This window comes from Streptomyces sp. NPDC026515 (assembly GCF_055567595.1).
The window spans coordinates 121,484-140,150 of the sequence record NZ_JBVHQD010000016.1 but is presented as its reverse complement, the minus strand read 5'-3'; the positions used below and the strand labels follow the sequence as shown (position 1 = coordinate 140,150).

The following is an 18,667-nucleotide window of genomic DNA, read 5'->3' as shown; positions in this document are numbered from 1 at the left end:
GCGCGCTCGGACACCGTGTGCGCCCCCCTTGTGACACATTGCGGACGTCACGTTGCCCTTCGCGGCACGCCCACGCATCCAACGAACCGCGAGATCACTGATAGGGACGGAAGCGCGTGGACCTGTTCGAGTACCAGGCGAGGGACCTCTTCGCCAAGCACGATGTACCGGTGCTGGCCGGTGAAGTCATCGACACGCCTGAGGCGGCGCGCGAGATCACCGAGCGTCTGGGCGGCAAGTCCGTCGTCAAGGCGCAGGTGAAGGTCGGTGGTCGTGGCAAGGCCGGTGGCGTCAAGCTGGCCGCCTCCGCGGACGAGGCCGTCGCCCGTGCGACGGACATCCTCGGCATGGACATCAAGGGCCACACGGTCCACAAGGTGATGATCGCCGAGACCGCCCCGGAGATCGTCGAGGAGTACTACGTCTCCTTCCTCCTCGACCGTGCGAACCGCACCTTCCTCTCCATCGCCTCCGTCGAGGGCGGCATGGAGATCGAGGAGGTGGCGGCCACCCGTCCGGAGGCCGTGGCCCAGACCCCGATCAACGCGATCGACGGTGTGGACCTGGCCAAGGCCAAGGAGATCGTCGCCGCGGCGAAGTTCCCGGCCGACGTCGCCGACCAGGTCGCCGACATCCTGGTCAAGCTGTGGGACACCTTCATCAAGTCGGACGCCCTCCTCGTCGAGGTCAACCCGCTCGCGAAGGTCGTCTCCGGCGAGGTCCTGGCCCTGGACGGCAAGGTGTCGCTCGACGACAACGCCGAGTTCCGGCACGACTGGGACGAGCTGCACGACAAGGCCGCGGCCAACCCGCTGGAGGCCGCCGCCAAGGAGAAGAACCTCAACTACGTCAAGCTCGACGGCGAGGTCGGCATCATCGGCAACGGCGCGGGTCTCGTGATGAGCACCCTGGACGTCGTCGCGTACGCCGGTGAGAACCACGGCGGCGTCAAGCCCGCCAACTTCCTCGACATCGGTGGCGGCGCCTCCGCCCAGGTGATGGCGAACGGCCTGGAGATCATCCTCGGCGACCCGGACGTCCGCTCCGTGTTCGTGAACGTCTTCGGCGGCATCACCGCCTGCGACGAGGTCGCCAACGGCATCGTGCAGGCCCTGAAGCTCCTGGAGGACCGCGGCGAGAACGTCTCCAAGCCGCTGGTCGTCCGTCTCGACGGCAACAACGCCGAACTGGGTCGCAAGATCCTCACCGACGCCAACCACCCGCTGGTGCAGCGCGTCGACACCATGGACGGCGCGGCCGACAAGGCCGCCGAGCTGGCCCACGCCGCCAAGTAAGCACTCAGGACGAGGACAGAACACACCATGGCTATCTGGCTCAACAAGGACAGCAAGGTCATCGTCCAGGGCATGACCGGCGCCACGGGCATGAAGCACACCAAGCTCATGCTGGGCGACGGCACCAACGTCGTGGGCGGCGTCAACCCGCGCAAGGCCGGTCAGAAGGTCGACTTCGACGGCACCGAGGTACCGGTCTTCGGCACCGTCAAGGAGGCCATCGAGGCCACCGGCGCCAACGTCTCCGTCATCTTCGTGCCGGAGAAGTTCACCAAGGCCGCGGTCGACGAGGCCATCGACGCCGAGATCCCGCTGGCCGTCGTGATCACCGAGGGCATCGCCGTGCACGACTCGGCGGCCTTCTGGGCGTACGCCGGCAAGAAGGGCAACAAGACCCGGATCATCGGCCCGAACTGCCCCGGCATCATCACGCCGGGCCAGTCGAACGTCGGCATCATCCCGGGTGACATCACCAAGCCGGGACGCATCGGCCTGGTCTCGAAGTCCGGCACGCTGACGTACCAGATGATGTACGAGCTCCGTGACATCGGTTTCTCGACCGCCGTCGGCATCGGTGGCGACCCGATCATCGGTACCACGCACATCGACGCGCTCGCCGCGTTCCAGGACGACCCCGACACCGACCTGATCGTGATGATCGGTGAGATCGGTGGCGACGCCGAGGAGCGTGCGGCCGCGTTCATCAAGGAGAACGTGACCAAGCCGGTCGTCGGTTACGTCGCGGGCTTCACCGCGCCCGAAGGCAAGACCATGGGCCACGCCGGCGCCATCGTCTCCGGTTCGTCGGGCACCGCCCAGGCGAAGAAGGAGGCCCTGGAGGCCGCGGGCGTCAAGGTCGGCAAGACCCCGACCGAGACGGCGAAGCTCGCCCGCGAGCTGCTCGCCGGCTGAAGGGCTGCGTGACTGTACGCCGGTAGGCCCGTCCCCGCAGTGGGGCGGGCCTACCGGCGTTTCGCCTGCCGGCCACTCAGCCCGCCAGCGGTGCCAGTCTCTCCGGGCCGTTGTCCGCGTCCCTCTGCAGTTTCAGCCGGAGCGCCCGCTCACCCGCCGACAGCGGCCCCATCCCCACCTCCGCCGGTACCCCGCTGATCGCCTGCGCGGGGCCGATCGGGGCCTCGTAGTGCGTCGGCGCCGTCCGTAGCGTGAGCGTCGTCGCCGCGATGATCGTCGCCGTGAAGGCGAGTGCGGACCGGGTCCAGAAGCGGGTCTGCCGTTCGGCGTAGGTCCGTACGGCGGGCGGCTGGGCCGCCCGCAGGGACTCCGCCGAGGCCAGTTCGGCCATCCGGCGGTTCAGCGCCGCGGGGTCCGCCAGCTCGGGGACCTGCTCGGCGACCGCCTGCCGCGCGTGGGTCAGCCGACGCGCCGCCGCCGGAGTGCTCGCCTCCGTCTCCGCCGCCGTCTCCGGCAGGTCGAGGCCGACACCGTCGTACAGGAGGAGCGTGCGGCGGTACGACGGCGGGAGCCGCAGGAGCGCCTCCAGCAGGGCGCGGTCCGCCGCGTCGGCCGGCGGGGCCTCGGGCTGGCGGTAACGCAGCCGGAACTGGTGCCAGGGGGAGAGCGCGCACTCGTGCGCCACCGCGCGTACCCAGCCGGCCGGGTCCCGGTCGCGGGCCACCTGCGGCCAGTTCTGCCAGGCGAGTTGGAAGGCCCGTTCGACGGCTTCCCGCGCCAGCTCCCGGCGCCCGGTGAGCAGATAGGTCTGCCGTACCAGGGCGGGGGCGCAGAACGCGTAGAGCGCGTCGAAGGCCTGAGTGGGCGTCAGGGCAGCGGACGGTACGGCCTCGTCGGCGGGGACAGGGCTCTGCGTCACCGGGCGCACCTTCCTTCGGAAAAACACATAAACATATATTGGGCGACACTTCGGTGGTTCGCCCGTTACGCCGGGAAAGCGCGTGTCGTTGGGAGCATGGCCGTCGTGATTCGGATGCCCGCCCACCGACCGCCGTCGGCACCCCCGTCGCGCCCGTCGCGCCCGCAACTCATGTCCCTTCTGCTCACCCGGTTGCGGGACAGTTCCCCCGGCCTGGGCGCGAGCCTCCTGGGCGGCGCGATGGCTGCCGGGCTCGGACTCGCCTGTGTCTCGGCGCTGGTGATGGCGCTGTGGGTCAGTTCGCCGTACCCCGACAGCGGGCCCGCCGCCGCGCTGCATCTCGCGGCGGCGCTGTGGCTTCTCGCCCACGGGGTCGAACTGGTCCGCACCGACACCCTCTCCGGGGTGCCGGCCCCGGTCGGCGTGACGCCGTTGCTGCTCCTGGTGCTGCCGGTGCTGCTGGTGTACCGGGGGGCACGGGACGCGGTGGACGCCCCGGACGGCGACGGCGACGGAGCCGACACCCTCGACGCGCCGCCGCCGGTCCGGGCCCGTACGGCGTGGACCGGGGTGGTGGCCGGTTACCTCGGCGTGGGCGGCTGCGCCGCGTTGTACGCGTCCGGTGGTGAACTGCGGCCCGTGTGGGGGTGGGTGGCGGTGTGTCTGCCGCTGCTCGCGACGGTCGCGGCGGGCGCCGGGGTGTGGACGGCGTACGGCCGTCCGCGCGAGCCGCTGCTGGACCTGGCGCGGCTGCTCCCGGGGCCGGTACGGCGACTGCTGCTGGGCCGCGACACCCGGGTGCGCTGGGGTACGGCCGTCCGCGCCTCCCTGGCCGGGGCGGCGGTGTTCTTCGCAGGAGGGACACTGCTGCTCGCGGTGTCGCTGGTCCTGCACGGAGGTCCGGCCCGGACGTCGTTCCTGCAGCTGACGGAGGGATGGACGGGACGGTTCGCGGTCCTGCTGCTCTGCGTCTCGCTGGTCCCGAACGCGGCGGTGTGGTCGGCGTCGTACGCGGTCGGCCCCGGCTTCGCGCTCGGCGCCGGTCATCTCGTCAACCCCCTGGCGGCCGACCCGGCCCCGCTGCTGCCGCCCTTTCCGCTGCTCGCGGCCGTGCCGGCGGACGGGCCCGGCACGCCGTTGAACTGGCTGGCGGGCGCGGTGCCGGTGGCGGCCGGGGTGACGATGGCCTGGTTCGTGGTGGGCCGGGCGGCCCGACGGCGCTGGCCGGCCGGGCGGACGGCCGGGGTGATGGTGCTGGCGGGGCTGCTGTGTGCGCTGTTGCTCGCGGCCCTGGCCGAGCTGGCCGGCGGCCCCCTGGGCGTCGCCGCGCTCACCCGTTTCGGCCCGGTCTGGTGGCAGACGGGCGCGGCGACCGGCGGCTGGCTCCTCGGGGTGGGCGTACCGGCGGCCCTGCTGCTGCGGGCCTGGCGGGGGTTTGGCCCGGCCTCGCTCGCGGCATGGCTGGGATTCGGCAAACAGCAGCCGGGCCGGCAGCCGGCGGCGGAGAAGAAGAGCGCCATCCCCGCGGCCGCCACTCCGGCGGCCGCCGCCCCGGTGATCGTCCTCCTGCCCGATCAGGGCGACGGCGACACGTTCGAGCCGTACGAGGCGCTGCCCGTCGAGCCGTACGAGGCGCTGCCCGTCGAGCCGTACGAGATGCCGCCGGCCCCACCGCCGCCGTCCGGCACCTGGCAGGAGGAGACGGACCGCAAGGCCCGGTGGGCGGCACTGCGGGAGGCGTCCGAACCGTCGGACGGCCCTGACGGGACCTGACGGACAGCCCCGTCCTCAGCTGTTCGTCGTGCCCAGGATGGTGCGCAGCTCCTTCGGGAGCAGGTGGTCGCAGGACTGCTTGGCCTCGTTGGTGAGGGAGTCCGAGACGCAGGTGTAGTAGTCGCGGTAGACCATCTGGGCCGTGAAGGTCGCCGCCACCAGGGCCAGCGCCAGCGACGCCGTGACCAGGCCGCTGATCGCCGCCGTTGTCTGCGGGCGGCCGGCGTTGGCGTTGGCCGCGGCCTCCTCGGGGCTGCGCGGCCTGGCGCGGATCGCGCTGACACCCCAGTAGATGCCCAGGGCGCCCAGCAGCAGTGCCACGTACGGCCAGCCGAAGAGGGCGAAGAGGAACGCCCACATACCGCTCAGCAACGCGTACCGCGCCCGGCGCTGGGCCGGGTCCGTCGGGTCCCAGCGCATCCCCGGGCCGCCGGGGCCGCCCTGACCGCCGCCCGGGCCGCTCTCGTCGGGACGCCGGCCGAAGCCGCCGGACTGCCGGCCGGGCTGGCGGTCGCTCCACTGGCTGCCCCAGGGCGACTGCTGGTCGTCGTCACCGGCCGGGCGGCGGGGCTGCCACGGCTTGTCCGGGGTGCCCTCCGGCGGCGGGGCGAAGGGGTTGTCGTCCTGCTGGTCGCCCTTCGGCCGGTCCGAGGGCGCCTCGGGCGGCGAGGCCGGCCGTTCCCGCAACAGCACGGCGAAACGCGGCCCTCCCTGCACCGACTGCGGGGGGAGCATACGAAGTCCCAGGCTGCGGTCCGGCATCAAGTGAGCGTCTTCCCCTAGATCAAGATGGACAACGAAACGGCTGGTTACCTGGTGAACGCGTCGTGTCCCGCACGCGTTCCCGCCTCGGTACCTCCCAGACGCTACCTTCCGGCCACGCCCCCGTCCCGTGGGGGCCGTCCGGTGTGCCGGTATCGTTGCTGACGGCCGGCCGCTTCGTAGACTTCCCCGTATCCCGGGGCGCGAAGCACTCGTATGAAGGTACAAAGCGGGTGCGGGTCCGGCCGCCGTACCGACGCTCCCCCGAGAAAGGGCCCCACCGTGGCCGCCAAGCCCGTGGCCAAGCGCCTCGTCGTGCTGGTCTCCGGATCCGGCACCAACCTCCAGGCGCTCCTCGACGCGATCGCCGGGACCGGCGTCGAGGCCTACGGCGCCGAGGTCGTCGCCGTCGGGGCCGACCGCGACGGCATCGAGGGGCTCGCGCGCGCCGAGCGCGCCGGGATCGCGACCTTCGTGACCCGGGTGAAGGACTTCGCGACGCGGCAGGAGTGGGACCGGGCGCTGACCGACGCCGTCGCCGCCCACGAGCCCGACCTCGTCGTCTCCGCCGGGTTCATGAAGATCCTCGGGAAGGAGTTCCTGGCGCGGTTCGGCGGGCGGACCGTGAACACGCACCCCGCCCTGCTGCCCAGTTTCCCCGGGGCCCACGGCGTACGGGACGCGCTCGCGTACGGCGCCAAGGTCACCGGTTGCACCGTCCACTTCGTCGACGACGGCGTCGACACCGGGCCGATCATCGCTCAGGGCGTGGTGGAGGTCCGGGACGAGGACGACGAGAGCGCGCTGCACGAGCGCATCAAGGAAGTCGAGCGAAGCCTGCTCGTCGAGGTCGTGGGGCGGATCGCCCGCAACGGCTATCGCACCGAGGGACGAAAGGTATTTATCCAGTGACCGCCGAGAGCAATAAGCGGCCCATCCGACGGGCGCTCGTCAGCGTCTACGACAAGACGGGTCTCGAAGACCTCGCGCGCGGGCTGCACGAGGCGGGCGTCGAACTCGTCTCCACCGGCTCCACCGCCTCCCGCATCGCCGCCGCCGGGGTCCCCGTGACCAAGGTGGAGGAGCTGACCGGCTTCCCGGAGTGCCTGGACGGCCGGGTCAAGACCCTGCACCCCAGGGTCCACGCCGGCATCCTGGCCGACCTGCGCCTGGAGAGCCACCGCAAGCAGCTCGAAGAGCTCGGTGTCGAGCCGTTCGACCTCGTCGTCGTCAACCTCTACCCGTTCCGCGAGACCGTCGCCTCGGGCGCCTCGCCGGACGAGTGCGTCGAGCAGATCGACATCGGCGGCCCCTCGATGGTCCGCGCCGCCGCCAAGAACCACCCCTCGGTCGCCGTGGTCACCAGCCCCGATCGGTACGCCGACGTGCTCGCCGCCGTCACCGCCGGCGGCTTCGACCTGGCCACCCGCAAGCGGCTGGCCGCCGAGGCCTTCCAGCACACGGCGTCCTACGACGTGGCGGTCGCCTCCTGGTTCGCCTCGGAGTACGCCCCGGTCGACGAGTCGCGGTTCCCGGACTTCCTGGGCGCCACCTGGCAGCGCGAGAACACCCTGCGCTACGGCGAGAACCCGCACCAGCCCGCCGCCCTCTACGTCGACGCGAGCGGTGGCGGCCTCGCCCGGGCCGAGCAGCTGCACGGCAAGGAGATGTCGTACAACAACTACACGGACACGGACGCCGCGCGCCGTGCCGCGTACGACCACGACGAGCCGTGCGTCGCGATCATCAAGCACGCCAACCCCTGTGGCATCGCGATCGGTTCGGACGTCGCCGAGGCGCACCGCAAGGCGCACGCCTGCGACCCGCTGTCGGCGTTCGGCGGGGTCATCGCCGTGAACCGGCCGGTCAGCAGGGAGCTGGCCGAGCAGGTCGCGGAGATCTTCACCGAGGTCATCGTGGCGCCCGACTACGAGGAGGGGGCCCTGGAGGCCCTCGCCAGGAAGAAGAACATCCGGGTGCTGAAGGCGCCGGGCGCGCCCGCCAACCCGGTGGAGGTCAAGCCCGTCGACGGCGGTGTGCTGCTCCAGGTCACCGACCGGCTGCAGGCCGACGGCGACGACCCGGCCAACTGGACCCTGGCCACCGGTGAGGCGCTGAGCCCCGGGGAGCTGCGGGATCTCGCCTTCGCCTGGAAGGCCTGCCGGGCCGTGAAGTCCAACGCCATCCTGCTCGCCAAGGACGGCGCCTCGGTCGGCGTCGGCATGGGCCAGGTCAACCGCGTCGACTCCGCGAAGCTGGCCGTCGAGCGGGCCGGGGAGGAGCGGGCACGCGGCTCCTACGCCGCCTCCGACGCCTTCTTCCCGTTCCCCGACGGGCTGGAGATCCTCACCGCGGCCGGCGTGCGGGCCGTGGTCCAGCCGGGCGGTTCGGTGCGTGACGAACTCGTCGTCGAGGCCGCGAAGAAGGCGGGCGTGACGATGTACTTCACCGGGACGCGGCACTTCTTCCACTGAGCCGCGGCACGCGGAGCGCACACACCAGGGCCGTGTCCCCCTCGGTACGGGGGACACGGCCCTTGGAGTACGCGGCGGCGGCCGCTCAGTTGGTGCGGATCACGATCGTGCCGCAGATCTTGTCGGCGAAGGTCTGGCGCTTGGCGTCCCACGCCGGCCACAGCCAGCCCAGGTAGCAGGGGAGACCGTCCACGATGTGCGCGATACGGCGCACGAAGGCCATGCCGACGCCGATCGGCTGGCCGGTCTCCTCCTTCACCAGGCGGATGCCCAGCGCCTTCTTGCCGACCGTCTGGCCGGTGCGGCCCTCCTGGATCAGCTGCCAGATGGCGACGGCGATGATGGCCAGGAAGCCGATGAACAGGAGCGCCTTCACCTTGGCGCCGACCAGCACCAGGATGTAGGGCACCAGGAAGACCAGGCCGTCGACGAGGGTGCCGAGGAAGCGCTGGCCCCAGTTCGCGTACGGCGGCGTCGCGCCGTAACCCTGCTGCGGGTAGCCGTAGCCGCCCTGCTGCGGGTAACCGGGCTGCTGCTGCGGGTAGCCGTACCCCTGCTGCGGCGGCACGCCCTGCGGGGCCTGCTGGTAGCCGGGCTGCTGCGGGTAGCCGTAGCCGGGCTGACCCTGCTGCGGGTTCTGCGGCTGCTGACCGTAAGGGTTGTTGGGCGAGCCGAAACTCATGGCCGTCTTCCTCCGTTGGACCTGCGGGGACGACGCGGAAAGGCACGGAGGTACGTCATGTTCTGAGCGGTTTGCCCCCCAACCGGACCGCGATACTGCGCCGCTCATCGTTTAGTAAGGGCGAGTTGTTGTCCAGTCCGATTCGCGAGGTGTTGTGCAAGTGCAACATCATTGATCATGACCGCACACCCGATTGGAACCGGGAGACCGGCATCCGCGAGGATGGACCCATGACCGCCCAGATTCTCGATGGCAAGGCCACCGCAGCCGCGATCAAGTCCGATCTGACCGCCCGCGTGGCGGCGCTGAAGGAGAAGGGCGTCACGCCCGGCCTCGGCACGATCCTGGTCGGGGACGACCCCGGCAGCCAGAAGTACGTCGCCGGCAAGCACCGTGACTGTGCGCAGGTCGGCATCGCCTCCATCCAGCGGGAGCTGCCCGCCACCGCGACCCAGGAGGAGATCGAGGCCGTCGTCCGCGAGCTCAACGACGACCCCGCCTGCACCGGCTACATCGTCCAGCTCCCGCTGCCCAAGGGCATCGACGAGAACCGCATCCTGGAGCTGATGGACCCGCACAAGGACGCGGACGGCCTGCATCCGATGAACCTGGGCCGCCTGGTGCTCGGCGAGCCCGCCCCGCTGCCCTGCACCCCCAACGGCGTGCTGACCCTGCTGCGCCGCCACGGCGTCGAGATCAAGGGCGCCGAGGTGGTGGTCGTCGGCCGTGGCGTGACCATCGGGCGCCCGATGCCGCTGCTGCTCACCCGGCGCAGCGAGAACGCGACGGTCACCCAGTGTCACACCGGCACGCGTGACCTCTCCGCCCACCTCAGGCGCGCCGACATCATCGTCGCGGCGGCCGGCTCCCCGCACCTGATCCGTGCCGAGGACGTCAAGCCGGGCGCGGCCGTCCTCGACATCGGCGTCTCCCGCAACGCGGACGGCAAGATCGTCGGCGATGTGGACCCCGGTGTCGCCGAGGTCGCCGGGTGGCTCTCCCCGAACCCCGGCGGTGTCGGACCGATGACCCGGGCCCAGCTGCTCGTCAACGTGGTCGAGGCGGCGGAGCGCAGTGTCGGCTGACGGCGGTCACGGACAGAGTGCGGGCCGCCGGGCGACCCGGCGCTTCCCGCTGTTCACGCGGGACACGGCGCGCCCCGAGGGGGGCGGCAGGGCCGCGTCGGGAGACCTGCCGGCGCCGGCTCGGCAGTGGCCGCTGCTGGTGGTGCTGGCGGCCGCCGCGGTGGGGCTGCTGCTGACCTCGCTGGACCAGTTCAGGGTGGGCGCGCTGCTGATCGGCGCGGCGCTGCTCGCGGGCGCGGTGATGCGGTGGGTGCTGCCGAGCGTCGGGATGCTGGCGGTGCGGTCCCGGTTCACGGACATCGCGACCTACGGTGTGCTGGGCCTGGCGATCGTGCTGCTGGCGCTGATGGCGCAGCCGAAGCCCTGGCTGGTGATCCCCTTCCTGAAGGACACGCTGCACTTCACGATGAGGAGCTAGGGGATCCGATCCGGGCCGCCCGAGGAGTGGCCCGCACCTCCCCCGGTGGGTGCGGGCCTTCCCCCCTGGCCCACGGTAGGGATCCGGCCTGCCCGGCGAATCCCACCTCCGATGGAAACCCCTACAACTTCCGCGGTACGCCCGGTGATTGACTCCGGGCCCCGGACCCCCGCGTTACGCTGCGGCGATGCGACTGCGGAACCCGCCTCCCTTCGCCGTCGACACGCTGATCGCGTGCGGGACGGTGGTGATGGCCCTGTTGCTGGGGCGGGAGTCGCCCGCCCAGGGCTGGCCGCGGCTCGACGCGTGGGCGTGTGCGCTGATCGTGCTGGCGCAGCTCCCCGTGGCGCTGCGCGGACGGTGGCCGGTCGCGGCCTTCGCCGTCATGCAGGGCGCCTCGATCGTCTATGTCAGCCTCGGCTTCTGGCCCGTGGTGTGCACCTTCGGCTCCCTGCTGGGCCTCTACACGGTCGCGTCGGCGCGGCCGGTCCGGGTGGCCGTCGGCTGCGCGGTCTGCATGACCGGCATGTGGGTGTACGCCGGGCTCGTCACCCGCGGTTCCTCGATGGCCTCCGTCGTCGTACAGGCGCTGCTGTACTGCTCGGTGTTCGTCTGGTTCGGGCATCTCGCGCAGCGCTCCGCCGCGCTCTCCCGGCATCTGAAGGCCGAGCAGGCCGAACGGGCACGCCGGGCCGTGGCCGAGGAACGCGGGCGGATAGCAAGGGAGTTGCACGACGTCGTCGCCCACCACATGTCGGTGATCTCCGTGCAGGCGGGGCTCGCCCGGTTCGTCTTCGAGTCGGATCCCGGCAAGGCGCGCGGGGCGCTCGGGACGATCGCGGACACCAGCGGGGAGGCCCTGGAGGAACTGCGGCGCATGCTCCACGTGCTGCGGGAGCAGGACCCGCGGGCCGCCGAGAGGGCGCCGATGCCCACCCTGGACCGGCTCGCCGATCTCCTGGAGCGGGTGCGCAGCGGCGGGCTGCCCGTCGAGTTCGTGATCGAGGGCGAGCCGAGGCCGCTGCCGCCGGGTGTCGAACTGTGTGCCTACCGCGTCGTCCAGGAGGCGCTCACCAACGTTCTCAAGCACGCCGGCCACGCGCACGCGCGCGTGCTGCTGCGGTACCGGCCGCACGAGCTGGCCGTGTCCGTCCGCGACGACGGGGAGGGGGTGAATCCGGACAGAGTGCGAACGAGTGCCGGACATGGCTTGATCGGCATGCGGGAGCGGGCCAAGCTCTATGGTGGGACGATCAGCGTCGGCCCACGCTCCGGGGGAGGCTTCGCGGTCGAGCTGGCCCTGCCGACCTCGGCCGCACTCGCACGGCGGGGGGACGACCGTACCGGATGACCAGAGTGCTCGTGGTCGACGACCAGTTCCTCATCCGCGCGGGTCTGGTGGGGCTGCTGGAAGCCGCGCCCGGCTTCGAGGTGGCCGGAGAGGCCGGGGACGGCGCGGAGGCGGTGCGGCTGGCCGCCGAGACCTGCCCCGACGTCATCCTCATGGACATCCGGATGCCGGGCCTGAACGGCATCGAGGCCACCGAGCGCATCCTCGCGCAGGCGGCGGGGCCCGCGCCCCGCGTCCTCGTGCTCACCACCTTCGACCTCGACGAGTACGTGTACGGCGCGCTGCGCGCGGGCGCCTCGGGCTTTCTCCTCAAGGACTCCGGTCCGGAGCGGCTGCTGGCCGCCGTCACCGCGGTGGACGGCGGGGACGCCCTGTTCGCGCCCAGTGTCACCCGGCGCCTGGTCGAGGCCTTCGCCCGGCAGCACGGCCCCGCCCCGCAGACCGGCCCGCCGCCCGACCTCGACGTGCTGACCTCCCGTGAGGTCGAGGTCCTCAAGCTCACCGCGCGCGGGCTGTCCAACCTGGAGATCGCCGACCTCCTCTACATCAGCGAGGCCACCGTGAAGACGCATCTCAACCGCACGATGACCAAGCTCGACCTGGGCAGCCGGGCCCAGGCGGTGGTGGTGGCGTACGAGACGGGACTGGTGACGCCGGGCGGGCCGGGTGCGGCCGGAGACCACCTCGGCGGCTGAAAGAGGCCGAATGGCGGCCCGTCCCCTCCCCCGAGCAGGACGGACCGCCGTCGGGTCTCAGCCTTCCCGTCGGGTGGCGGCTGTTCAACGGCTGTCCGCGGGCTGTGGCACAGAGGTGACAGTTCCGCTACGGAGCGTCCGCACTGCCACAGCCTGCGGGAACCGTCGGACCGCCCGTCGTCGTCACCCGCTCTGAACTGGCAACGAACTGGCAACGCGGGAAGCCGTGGAGGTGCGTGATGGGCGGCTGGCAGCCGCTGCCGGAGGGGCTTCCGGCGGAAGTGCGGCACTTCGTGGAGCAGTTGCGGCTCCTCAAGGACGACACCGGTCTCAGCCTGGTGGCGCTGGGCGCCCGCACCGCCTACAGCAAGTCCTCCTGGCAGCGCTACCTCAACGCCGTGCAGCCGCCGCCGCGACAGGCCGTCGCCGCGCTGTGCCGGGTCGCGGGCCTCACCGGTGCCGACGCCGAACGGCACACCGTGCGCTGGGAGCTGGCCGTCCAGGCCTGGCCGCGCCCGGCGAACGAGCCGGAACCGCCGCCCGGCACCGGGGAGTACGAGGACGACCCCACCCTCCCCTGGTGGGACAGCCCGCAGCCGGAGCGGACGCCCCGCCCGCACGGCGGGCTGCTGCCGGCCGCGGTCCTGCTGCTGCTCGTGCTGCTGCTCGTGGCGGTCGTCGGCGTCGTGGCTCTCGGGTGAGCCGGGGCCGCCGTGACCTGCGAGGTCACGGCCGGGTGACCGGCGTGCCGATGTGCCGACAAGTTCGCGGACGGGTTACGAAGCCGACTCGCAAGCGGGCTAACGTGTCCGGTCGGGGCAAGGCGTAGGCCCGTCGGACCGCTTCGCGGTCGGCGTGCGACGGTGCGCGCGGGGGGCGGTGCTCCTGTGCGCCCCCTGCCGGGGGACTGGGTTTCCGGGGGCGCCGCGGTCCGCTGGGTAACCAGAACGGGGACCGCGCGCGGGCACCACGCGCAGGGGGACGCGGGGGAAGACACGCCACCGGACCGGGGGCGGGAGGACCGGGGAAGAGGGGGGAGCAATGCCTCGCTGGAAGGCGCTGCCGGAGGAACTCGATCCGCAGGTGAAGGAGTTCGCGACCCAGTTACGGCGGCTGGTGGACCGCAGCGGGCTGGGCGTCGCGGCACTGTCGGACCGTACCGGCTACAGCAGGACGTCCTGGGAACGGTACCTGGGCGGGCGCCTGCTGGCGCCCAAGGGCGCGATCGTCGCGCTCGCCGAGGTCACGGGCACCGATCCCGTCCACCTGACGACCATGTGGGAGCTGGCCGAACGGGCCTGGAGCCGTTCGGAGCAGCGCCACGACATGACGATGGAGGCGATCCGGATCTCCCAGGCGCGCGCCGCGCTGGGGGAGTTCGGGGGCCCGCCGGTCGTGTCCGCCGGCACCGAGGGGAGCAAGGCACCGCGCCGCACGGGCGGTGCCGTCGCGACGCCGGGGATCGCCGGACCGGCGGGCGTCTCGCCCACCGTCCCGCCCCAGCCCACGGCACCGGACGCGAACCGCCGGGAGGGGACCGGCCCGCGCCGGCCGGCCGCGCCCGAGGGACCGGCGTCCGGTGGCGGCGTCCGGCGGCGGCTGACGATGTTCCTCGCGGGGGCCGGGGGTGTCGCCGTGGCCGTCGCCGCCGTCTTCCTCCTGACGGGCGGCGGCGACGGCGGGGGCCACGGCGACGGTGAGAAGAACCGGAGCGGTGCCACCTCGTCCGCCCCGTCCACCAGCGCCGGCACCGACCTGCCGGCCGGCGTGAAGTGCGCGGGTGCCGGCTGCACCGGCAAGGACGCGGAGGCCATGGGGTGCAGCGGCGACCTCGTGACCACCGCCAAGACCGCCACGGTCGGCGCGATCACCCTGGAGGTCCGCTACAGCGGCACCTGCGGCGCCGCCTGGGGCCGGATCACCGGCGCCGCCCAGGGCGACTCGGTGCGGGTCACGGTCGGCGCGACCACCAGGACGGGCGACATCACCGCCGCCGGCGACACGATCGCCTACACGCCGATGGTCGCGGTACGGGACGCGGCGCAGGCCAGGGCGTGCGCGACACTGGCGTCGGGGCGGACGGGGTGCACCTCGTAGAAACGCGGACCCGCGGACCCGCGGCGACACAGGAGCGCAGGAGCGCAGGAGCGCAGGAGCGCAGGACCGCGGATACGCAGAACCGCAGAACCGCAGAAACTCCCCGTGTCCGGGAATGCCGTGGCGATTCCTGGGCACGCGAACCGTACCCCCCACGGGAGTCCGGATTCCGGTACCCCCGGTGGCGGCCGCCTCGTCCCACCTCTCCCGGACGGGCGGCCGCCTTTTTCGTACGCGGTCCGCGGGGGTGTCGGCAGGGTCACCGCTGTGGGGCGGGCCACACCCACCCCTCCACGTCCGGCATCCGGAATGCGCGATAGCCTGACCGGTGGATCTCTTGATACCGAGAGATCGATCATTTGTACGTCCGCACCCCAGGGCAAGGACGCCCACCGCCAGCTGTCATACGGAGAACGCCATGACCCGCACTCCCGTGAACGTCACCGTCACCGGCGCGGCCGGCCAGATCGGTTACGCCCTGCTCTTCCGCATCGCCTCCGGCCAGCTGCTCGGCGCGGACGTGCCGGTCCGGCTCCGCCTCCTGGAGATCACCCCCGCGCTCAAGGCCGCCGAGGGCACCGCCATGGAGCTCGACGACTGCGCCTTCCCGCTCCTGGCGGGCATCGACATCAGCGACGACCCGAACGTCGCCTTCGACGGTGCCAACGTCGCCCTCCTGGTGGGCGCCCGCCCGCGTACCAAGGGCATGGAGCGCGGTGACCTCCTGGAGGCCAACGGTGGGATCTTCAAGCCGCAGGGCAAGGCCATCAACGACCACGCCGCGGACGACATCAAGGTCCTGGTCGTCGGCAACCCCGCCAACACCAACGCGCTGATCGCGCAGGCCGCCGCCCCGGACGTACCGGCCGAGCGGTTCACCGCGATGACGCGCCTCGACCACAACCGCGCGCTGACCCAGCTGGCGAAGAAGACGGGCTCGACGGTCGCGGACATCAAGCGCCTGACCATCTGGGGCAACCACTCCGCCACCCAGTACCCCGACATCTTCCACGCCACGGTCGCCGGCAAGAACGCGGCCGAGGTCGTCAACGACGAGAAGTGGCTGGCCGAGGAGTTCATCCCGACCGTCGCCAAGCGCGGCGCGGCCATCATCGAGGCCCGTGGCGCGTCCTCCGCCGCCTCCGCCGCGAACGCCGCCATCGACCACGTCCACACCTGGGTCAACGGCACCGCCGACGGCGACTGGACGTCCATGGGCATCCCGTCGGACGGCTCCTACGGCGTCCCGGAGGGCCTGATCTCCTCCTTCCCGGTCACCACCAAGGACGGCGTGTACGAGATCGTGCAGGGCCTGGAGATCAGCGAGTTCTCCCGCGCCCGCATCGACGCCTCGGTGCAGGAGCTGGCGGAGGAGCGCGACGCGGTCCGCGCCCTCGGCCTCATCTGAGCCTCCCGCGCCCACGGGCCCCGCTCCGGTTTCATCCGGAACGGGGCCCGTTCCCGTTTTGGCCGCTACCGTCGGAAGAGGCAAGTGGCCCAGTGAATCGGGGGGTTCGCGATGAGCGACGGGAACGGATGGTCCGGTGACGGCACGGAGGGCGAACTGCCGCCGGGGCAGGGGCCGGCGGAGACGCCGCCGGATCAGGAGGAGCCGAGCACGCAGAGATGGCCGACGGTGACCCCGCTGCACACAGGCGTCCCGGAGAACCCGTGGCAGCCGGACCGGCCGGAGCCGCCGCGGAGCCCCGGGCAGTCCGACTGGCCGCCGACGCGGGGGAGTTCCCGGCAGCCCGAGCGGCCGGTGTCCCTGCGCAAGCCGGAGCGCGCGGACCCCGCCGCGCCGGGCGCGCCTCTCGGGCGGCAGGCCGGTGACGAGGCGCCGTACGCTCCCGGGCGCGAACCGAGCGCGGAGCAGGGCCGCCCGGCCTGGCCCCCGACCCCGCCCCCGGGACTGCCGTCGCTGCCGGCCGGGTTCTCCTCGCCGTCCTCGTCCCCGACGCTGCCCGCCGCGCCGACGCCGCCGGGCGCCCGCCGTCCGGTGCCGTCCCCGGGCGGGGCGCCGCGGAGCTACACGCCGCCGCCCTGGTCCGCCGACACGACCTCGTCGGGGCAGCGGCTCGCGGCGACGCCCCCGCCGGCCGGGTATACCCCGCGGCGGCGGTCCGGCCGTGCGCTCGCCGCGGTCGTCGGTCTGGTCCTGGTCGCAGGTCTCTCCGGGCTGGGCGTCTGGTACTTCGGGCGGGACGGCGGTGGCGGCTCCGGCACCGGGGCGGACCCGTCCGTGAGCGCGAGGGTCAGTGCCGAGTCGTCGGCACCCGGGTCTCGCGAGCCGACGGCCAGCCCCAGCCCCCGCCCCAGTCCCAGCCCCACCCCCTCCGTCGCCGCCGGATACCGCGTCGTGGACGACCCCGTCGGTTACACCCTCGACGTTCCCCAGGGGTGGGTCCGGCGGCAGCGGCAGGGGGAGAAGGCGCCGGTGGTGTACTACGACTCCCCGTCCGACGGGCGCCAGTTGCAGATCTTCGCGGTCTCCGAGGCCACCCCGGCCGAGTCCCTCGACCTCGCCGAGAACGACCCCGGGTACGGATACGCGAAGCAGCCGGGCTACCAGCCAGGCGCTCGCACCTCGGGCGACACCTGGGCGGAGCTGTCCTACCGCTACGACGATCAGGACAAGGGTCCTCGCCAGGTCGTCGACCACCGCTTCCAGGCCGCCGACGGCACGCTGTACGCGATCCGTGCCAGTGGCCCCGGGAGCCTTGCCGCCGACCTGGTGCGGGGGCCGCTCACCACCGCGCTCGACTCCTTCTGCCCGGCCGGCGCCCGGTGTTCCTGAGCGCCGGCGTCACTCCATGCCCTTCTTGCCGGGCGTCCAGAACGGCTTGGTGAGCACCGCCCGCCGGTCCCACCCAGCCTCCTGGACGAGCACCTTGCGCACCGCCTGCACGGCCCGCGCCTCCCCGGCGACGTACGCGATACCGCCGGGCTCGGGGGCGAGCCGGCGGACCGCCTCCGGCAGTGACGTCTCGCCGCGGAGCACCCAGTCGAGGCGCTCCGCGTACGCGACGGGCAGCCGGTCCGCCGCGCTCGCCGTCTCCACGCAGCCGGAGACGACGGCCTCCTCGGGCAGTGCGGCGAGCATCGCGCCGAACGCGACCGAGGCCGTCTCGTCGCCGACGAAGACGTGGTGGGCGGCCTCCGGGCGCAGCGTGAACGTGCCCTCGGGCTTGCGCAGCCGCACCTGCTCGCCGGTGGCGGCCGTGCGCCCCCAGTGGGCCCCCGGGCCGCCCTCGGGATGGTCCAGCACACACAACTCGACGACGCCGGACGGGTCGTAGCGCCACACGGAGTACGTGCGCAGGGTCAGGCCGGTGACCAGGACGCGGACCTGCTGACCGGGCATGACGTCGAGGCCGGCGAGCTGGTCGCCGTCGACGCGCAGCCGGCGGATGTGCGCGGTGATCTGTTCGGCCTCGGTGACGGTGCCGCGCAGGGTCAGCAGGTCGAGGACGGGATTCAGCAGAGCGGGCATCGGGTGCTCCTCAACAGGCCACGTGGTGAGGGGAGTTGCTCAGGAACCGATGGAACGCGACAGTACGCGTTCCTGGTCGGACGCGATAGTACGTGTCGGGGCGCGGTCGCGGTAACCGGCCACCACGACCACCGTCGCCGCGAGGACCAGGAGCGCGACGGTGCGCAGCGCCGGGCCCATGCCCGCGGCCAGGTCGGTGTGGGCGGACAGGATCGTGCCGGTGACCGCGACGCCCAGGGCTGCACCGGGCTGCGCGTGGAGTACCTGCACGAGGACCGCATGCTCGGTGTCGTACGGGCCGGACACCCGCTTCTGGAGGGCGAGCTGACGCCTGAGCGGTACGCGACCGCGGCCGGTCATCTGAACGTCTCCCGGCGCGGCAAGCTGCACGGGCCCGTCGACACCGAGCTGGCCGAACTCGGCCTGCAGCGGCAGGTGGTGGGCACCGTCGGCACCTTCCCGGCCTCCCTGTTCGTGCTCTGCGACTCCGACCTGATCGGTCTGCTCACTTCCTGGAACGCGCCGCTGGCCGCCGCGCTCGGCCTGGTCACCTTCGAGGTGCCGCCGGACCTCCCGCCGATCGCCATCGGGCTCGCCTGGCACCCGCGCCACGACGCCGACCCCGCGCATGCCTGGCTCCGGCGCTGTGTACGGGAGCTGATGATCGACGAGCCCGCGGGGCGGGATCCGTCGGCCGAGTGCTGACCTGCG

Annotated in this window: 18 protein-coding genes and 1 pseudogene; 14 read left to right on the top strand and 5 right to left on the bottom strand. The window is 72.6% G+C overall.

Features of this window, described 5'->3' with window-relative positions:
- Positions 1–116: 116 nt before the first annotated feature.
- Positions 117–1,295, top strand: a complete 1,179-nt coding sequence (gene sucC / locus ACZ4O3_RS30340; RefSeq protein ID WP_351742053.1) for an ADP-forming succinate--CoA ligase subunit beta — start codon at positions 117–119, stop codon at positions 1,293–1,295.
- 27 nt (positions 1,296–1,322) lie between these two features.
- Entirely contained in the window at positions 1,323–2,207 is an 885-nt protein-coding gene (gene sucD / locus ACZ4O3_RS30335) for a succinate--CoA ligase subunit alpha (protein ID WP_351318330.1), read from the top strand.
- Between the two features lie 76 nt (positions 2,208–2,283).
- Here sucD and ACZ4O3_RS30330 read toward each other — a convergent pair whose 3' ends face one another.
- Complete coding sequence (locus ACZ4O3_RS30330; RefSeq protein WP_467725246.1) at positions 2,284–3,465, bottom strand: RNA polymerase sigma factor; 1,182 nt, start codon at positions 3,463–3,465, stop codon at positions 2,284–2,286.
- Between ACZ4O3_RS30330 and ACZ4O3_RS30325 the strand changes: the two genes are divergently transcribed.
- Complete coding sequence (locus ACZ4O3_RS30325; RefSeq protein ID WP_467725327.1) at positions 3,355–4,899, top strand: cell division protein PerM; 1,545 nt, start codon at positions 3,355–3,357, stop codon at positions 4,897–4,899. The genes ACZ4O3_RS30330 and ACZ4O3_RS30325 overlap by 111 nt on opposite strands.
- Positions 4,900–4,914: 15 nt before the next feature.
- On the opposite strand, the gene ACZ4O3_RS30320 is transcribed toward ACZ4O3_RS30325, so the two are convergent.
- The gene (locus ACZ4O3_RS30320) at positions 4,915–5,661 is read right to left on the bottom strand and encodes a hypothetical protein (protein ID WP_467725244.1); all 747 of its coding nucleotides are present in this window, start codon (positions 5,659–5,661) and stop codon (positions 4,915–4,917) included.
- A gap of 282 nt (positions 5,662–5,943) precedes the next feature.
- On the opposite strand from ACZ4O3_RS30320, the gene purN reads away from it, so the two are divergent.
- Together purN and purH are read left to right on the top strand one after the other, a co-directional pair.
- Positions 5,944–6,573: a phosphoribosylglycinamide formyltransferase gene (gene purN / locus ACZ4O3_RS30315; protein ID WP_362726541.1), complete on the top strand. Its 630-nt coding sequence runs from the start codon at positions 5,944–5,946 to the stop codon at positions 6,571–6,573.
- Complete coding sequence (gene purH / locus ACZ4O3_RS30310; RefSeq protein WP_467725242.1) at positions 6,570–8,135, top strand: bifunctional phosphoribosylaminoimidazolecarboxamide formyltransferase/IMP cyclohydrolase; 1,566 nt, start codon at positions 6,570–6,572, stop codon at positions 8,133–8,135. The genes purN and purH overlap by 4 nt, the downstream gene beginning before the upstream one ends.
- Before the next feature lie 85 nt (positions 8,136–8,220).
- Here purH and ACZ4O3_RS30305 read toward each other — a convergent pair whose 3' ends face one another.
- Entirely contained in the window at positions 8,221–8,817 is a 597-nt protein-coding gene (locus ACZ4O3_RS30305; RefSeq protein WP_467725240.1) for an RDD family protein, read from the bottom strand.
- Between the two features lie 230 nt (positions 8,818–9,047).
- On the opposite strand from ACZ4O3_RS30305, the gene ACZ4O3_RS30300 reads away from it, so the two are divergent.
- The 8 genes from ACZ4O3_RS30300 (at position 9,048) to ACZ4O3_RS30265 (ending at position 17,260) form a co-directional block, all read left to right on the top strand.
- Entirely contained in the window at positions 9,048–9,902 is an 855-nt protein-coding gene (locus tag ACZ4O3_RS30300; protein ID WP_362726532.1) for a bifunctional methylenetetrahydrofolate dehydrogenase/methenyltetrahydrofolate cyclohydrolase, read from the top strand.
- Entirely contained in the window at positions 9,892–10,320 is a 429-nt protein-coding gene (locus tag ACZ4O3_RS30295) for a DUF3017 domain-containing protein (RefSeq protein WP_362726529.1), read from the top strand. Before ACZ4O3_RS30300 ends, ACZ4O3_RS30295 begins: the two co-directional genes overlap by 11 nt.
- A gap of 187 nt (positions 10,321–10,507) precedes the next feature.
- Positions 10,508–11,671 carry a sensor histidine kinase gene (locus ACZ4O3_RS30290; protein WP_467725239.1) on the top strand — a complete coding sequence of 388 codons (1,164 nt, stop codon included), beginning with the start codon at positions 10,508–10,510 and terminating at the stop codon, positions 11,669–11,671.
- The gene (locus tag ACZ4O3_RS30285) at positions 11,668–12,366 is read left to right on the top strand and encodes a response regulator (RefSeq protein ID WP_384989372.1); all 699 of its coding nucleotides are present in this window, start codon (positions 11,668–11,670) and stop codon (positions 12,364–12,366) included. The genes ACZ4O3_RS30290 and ACZ4O3_RS30285 overlap by 4 nt, the downstream gene beginning before the upstream one ends.
- Before the next feature lie 239 nt (positions 12,367–12,605).
- On the top strand, positions 12,606–13,067 hold the full coding sequence (locus tag ACZ4O3_RS30280) for a helix-turn-helix domain-containing protein (RefSeq protein WP_362731818.1): 462 nt from the start codon (positions 12,606–12,608) through the stop codon (positions 13,065–13,067).
- A gap of 340 nt (positions 13,068–13,407) precedes the next feature.
- A complete protein-coding gene (locus tag ACZ4O3_RS30275) occupies positions 13,408–14,463 on the top strand; it encodes a helix-turn-helix domain-containing protein (RefSeq protein ID WP_467725238.1) in 1,056 nt (351 codons plus the stop codon).
- 418 nt (positions 14,464–14,881) lie between these two features.
- Positions 14,882–15,871 carry a malate dehydrogenase gene (locus ACZ4O3_RS30270; protein WP_362731749.1) on the top strand — a complete coding sequence of 330 codons (990 nt, stop codon included), beginning with the start codon at positions 14,882–14,884 and terminating at the stop codon, positions 15,869–15,871.
- 111 nt (positions 15,872–15,982) lie between these two features.
- On the top strand, positions 15,983–17,260 hold the full coding sequence (locus ACZ4O3_RS30265; protein ID WP_467725237.1) for a hypothetical protein: 1,278 nt from the start codon (positions 15,983–15,985) through the stop codon (positions 17,258–17,260).
- A gap of 9 nt (positions 17,261–17,269) precedes the next feature.
- Here ACZ4O3_RS30265 and ACZ4O3_RS30260 read toward each other — a convergent pair whose 3' ends face one another.
- A complete protein-coding gene (locus ACZ4O3_RS30260) occupies positions 17,270–17,956 on the bottom strand; it encodes a siderophore-interacting protein (protein WP_362731144.1) in 687 nt (228 codons plus the stop codon).
- A 39-nt stretch (positions 17,957–17,995) separates the two neighbouring features.
- Positions 17,996–18,226, bottom strand: a complete 231-nt coding sequence (locus tag ACZ4O3_RS30255; RefSeq protein WP_362731146.1) for a hypothetical protein — start codon at positions 18,224–18,226, stop codon at positions 17,996–17,998.
- Here ACZ4O3_RS30255 and ACZ4O3_RS30250 point away from each other — a divergent pair.
- A pseudogene (locus ACZ4O3_RS30250) lies at positions 18,206–18,661 on the top strand (LysR substrate-binding domain-containing protein); the annotation flags it as partial. The gene ACZ4O3_RS30255 and the pseudogene ACZ4O3_RS30250 sit on opposite strands and share 21 nt — an antisense overlap.
- Between the last annotated feature and the right edge of the window lie 6 nt (positions 18,662–18,667).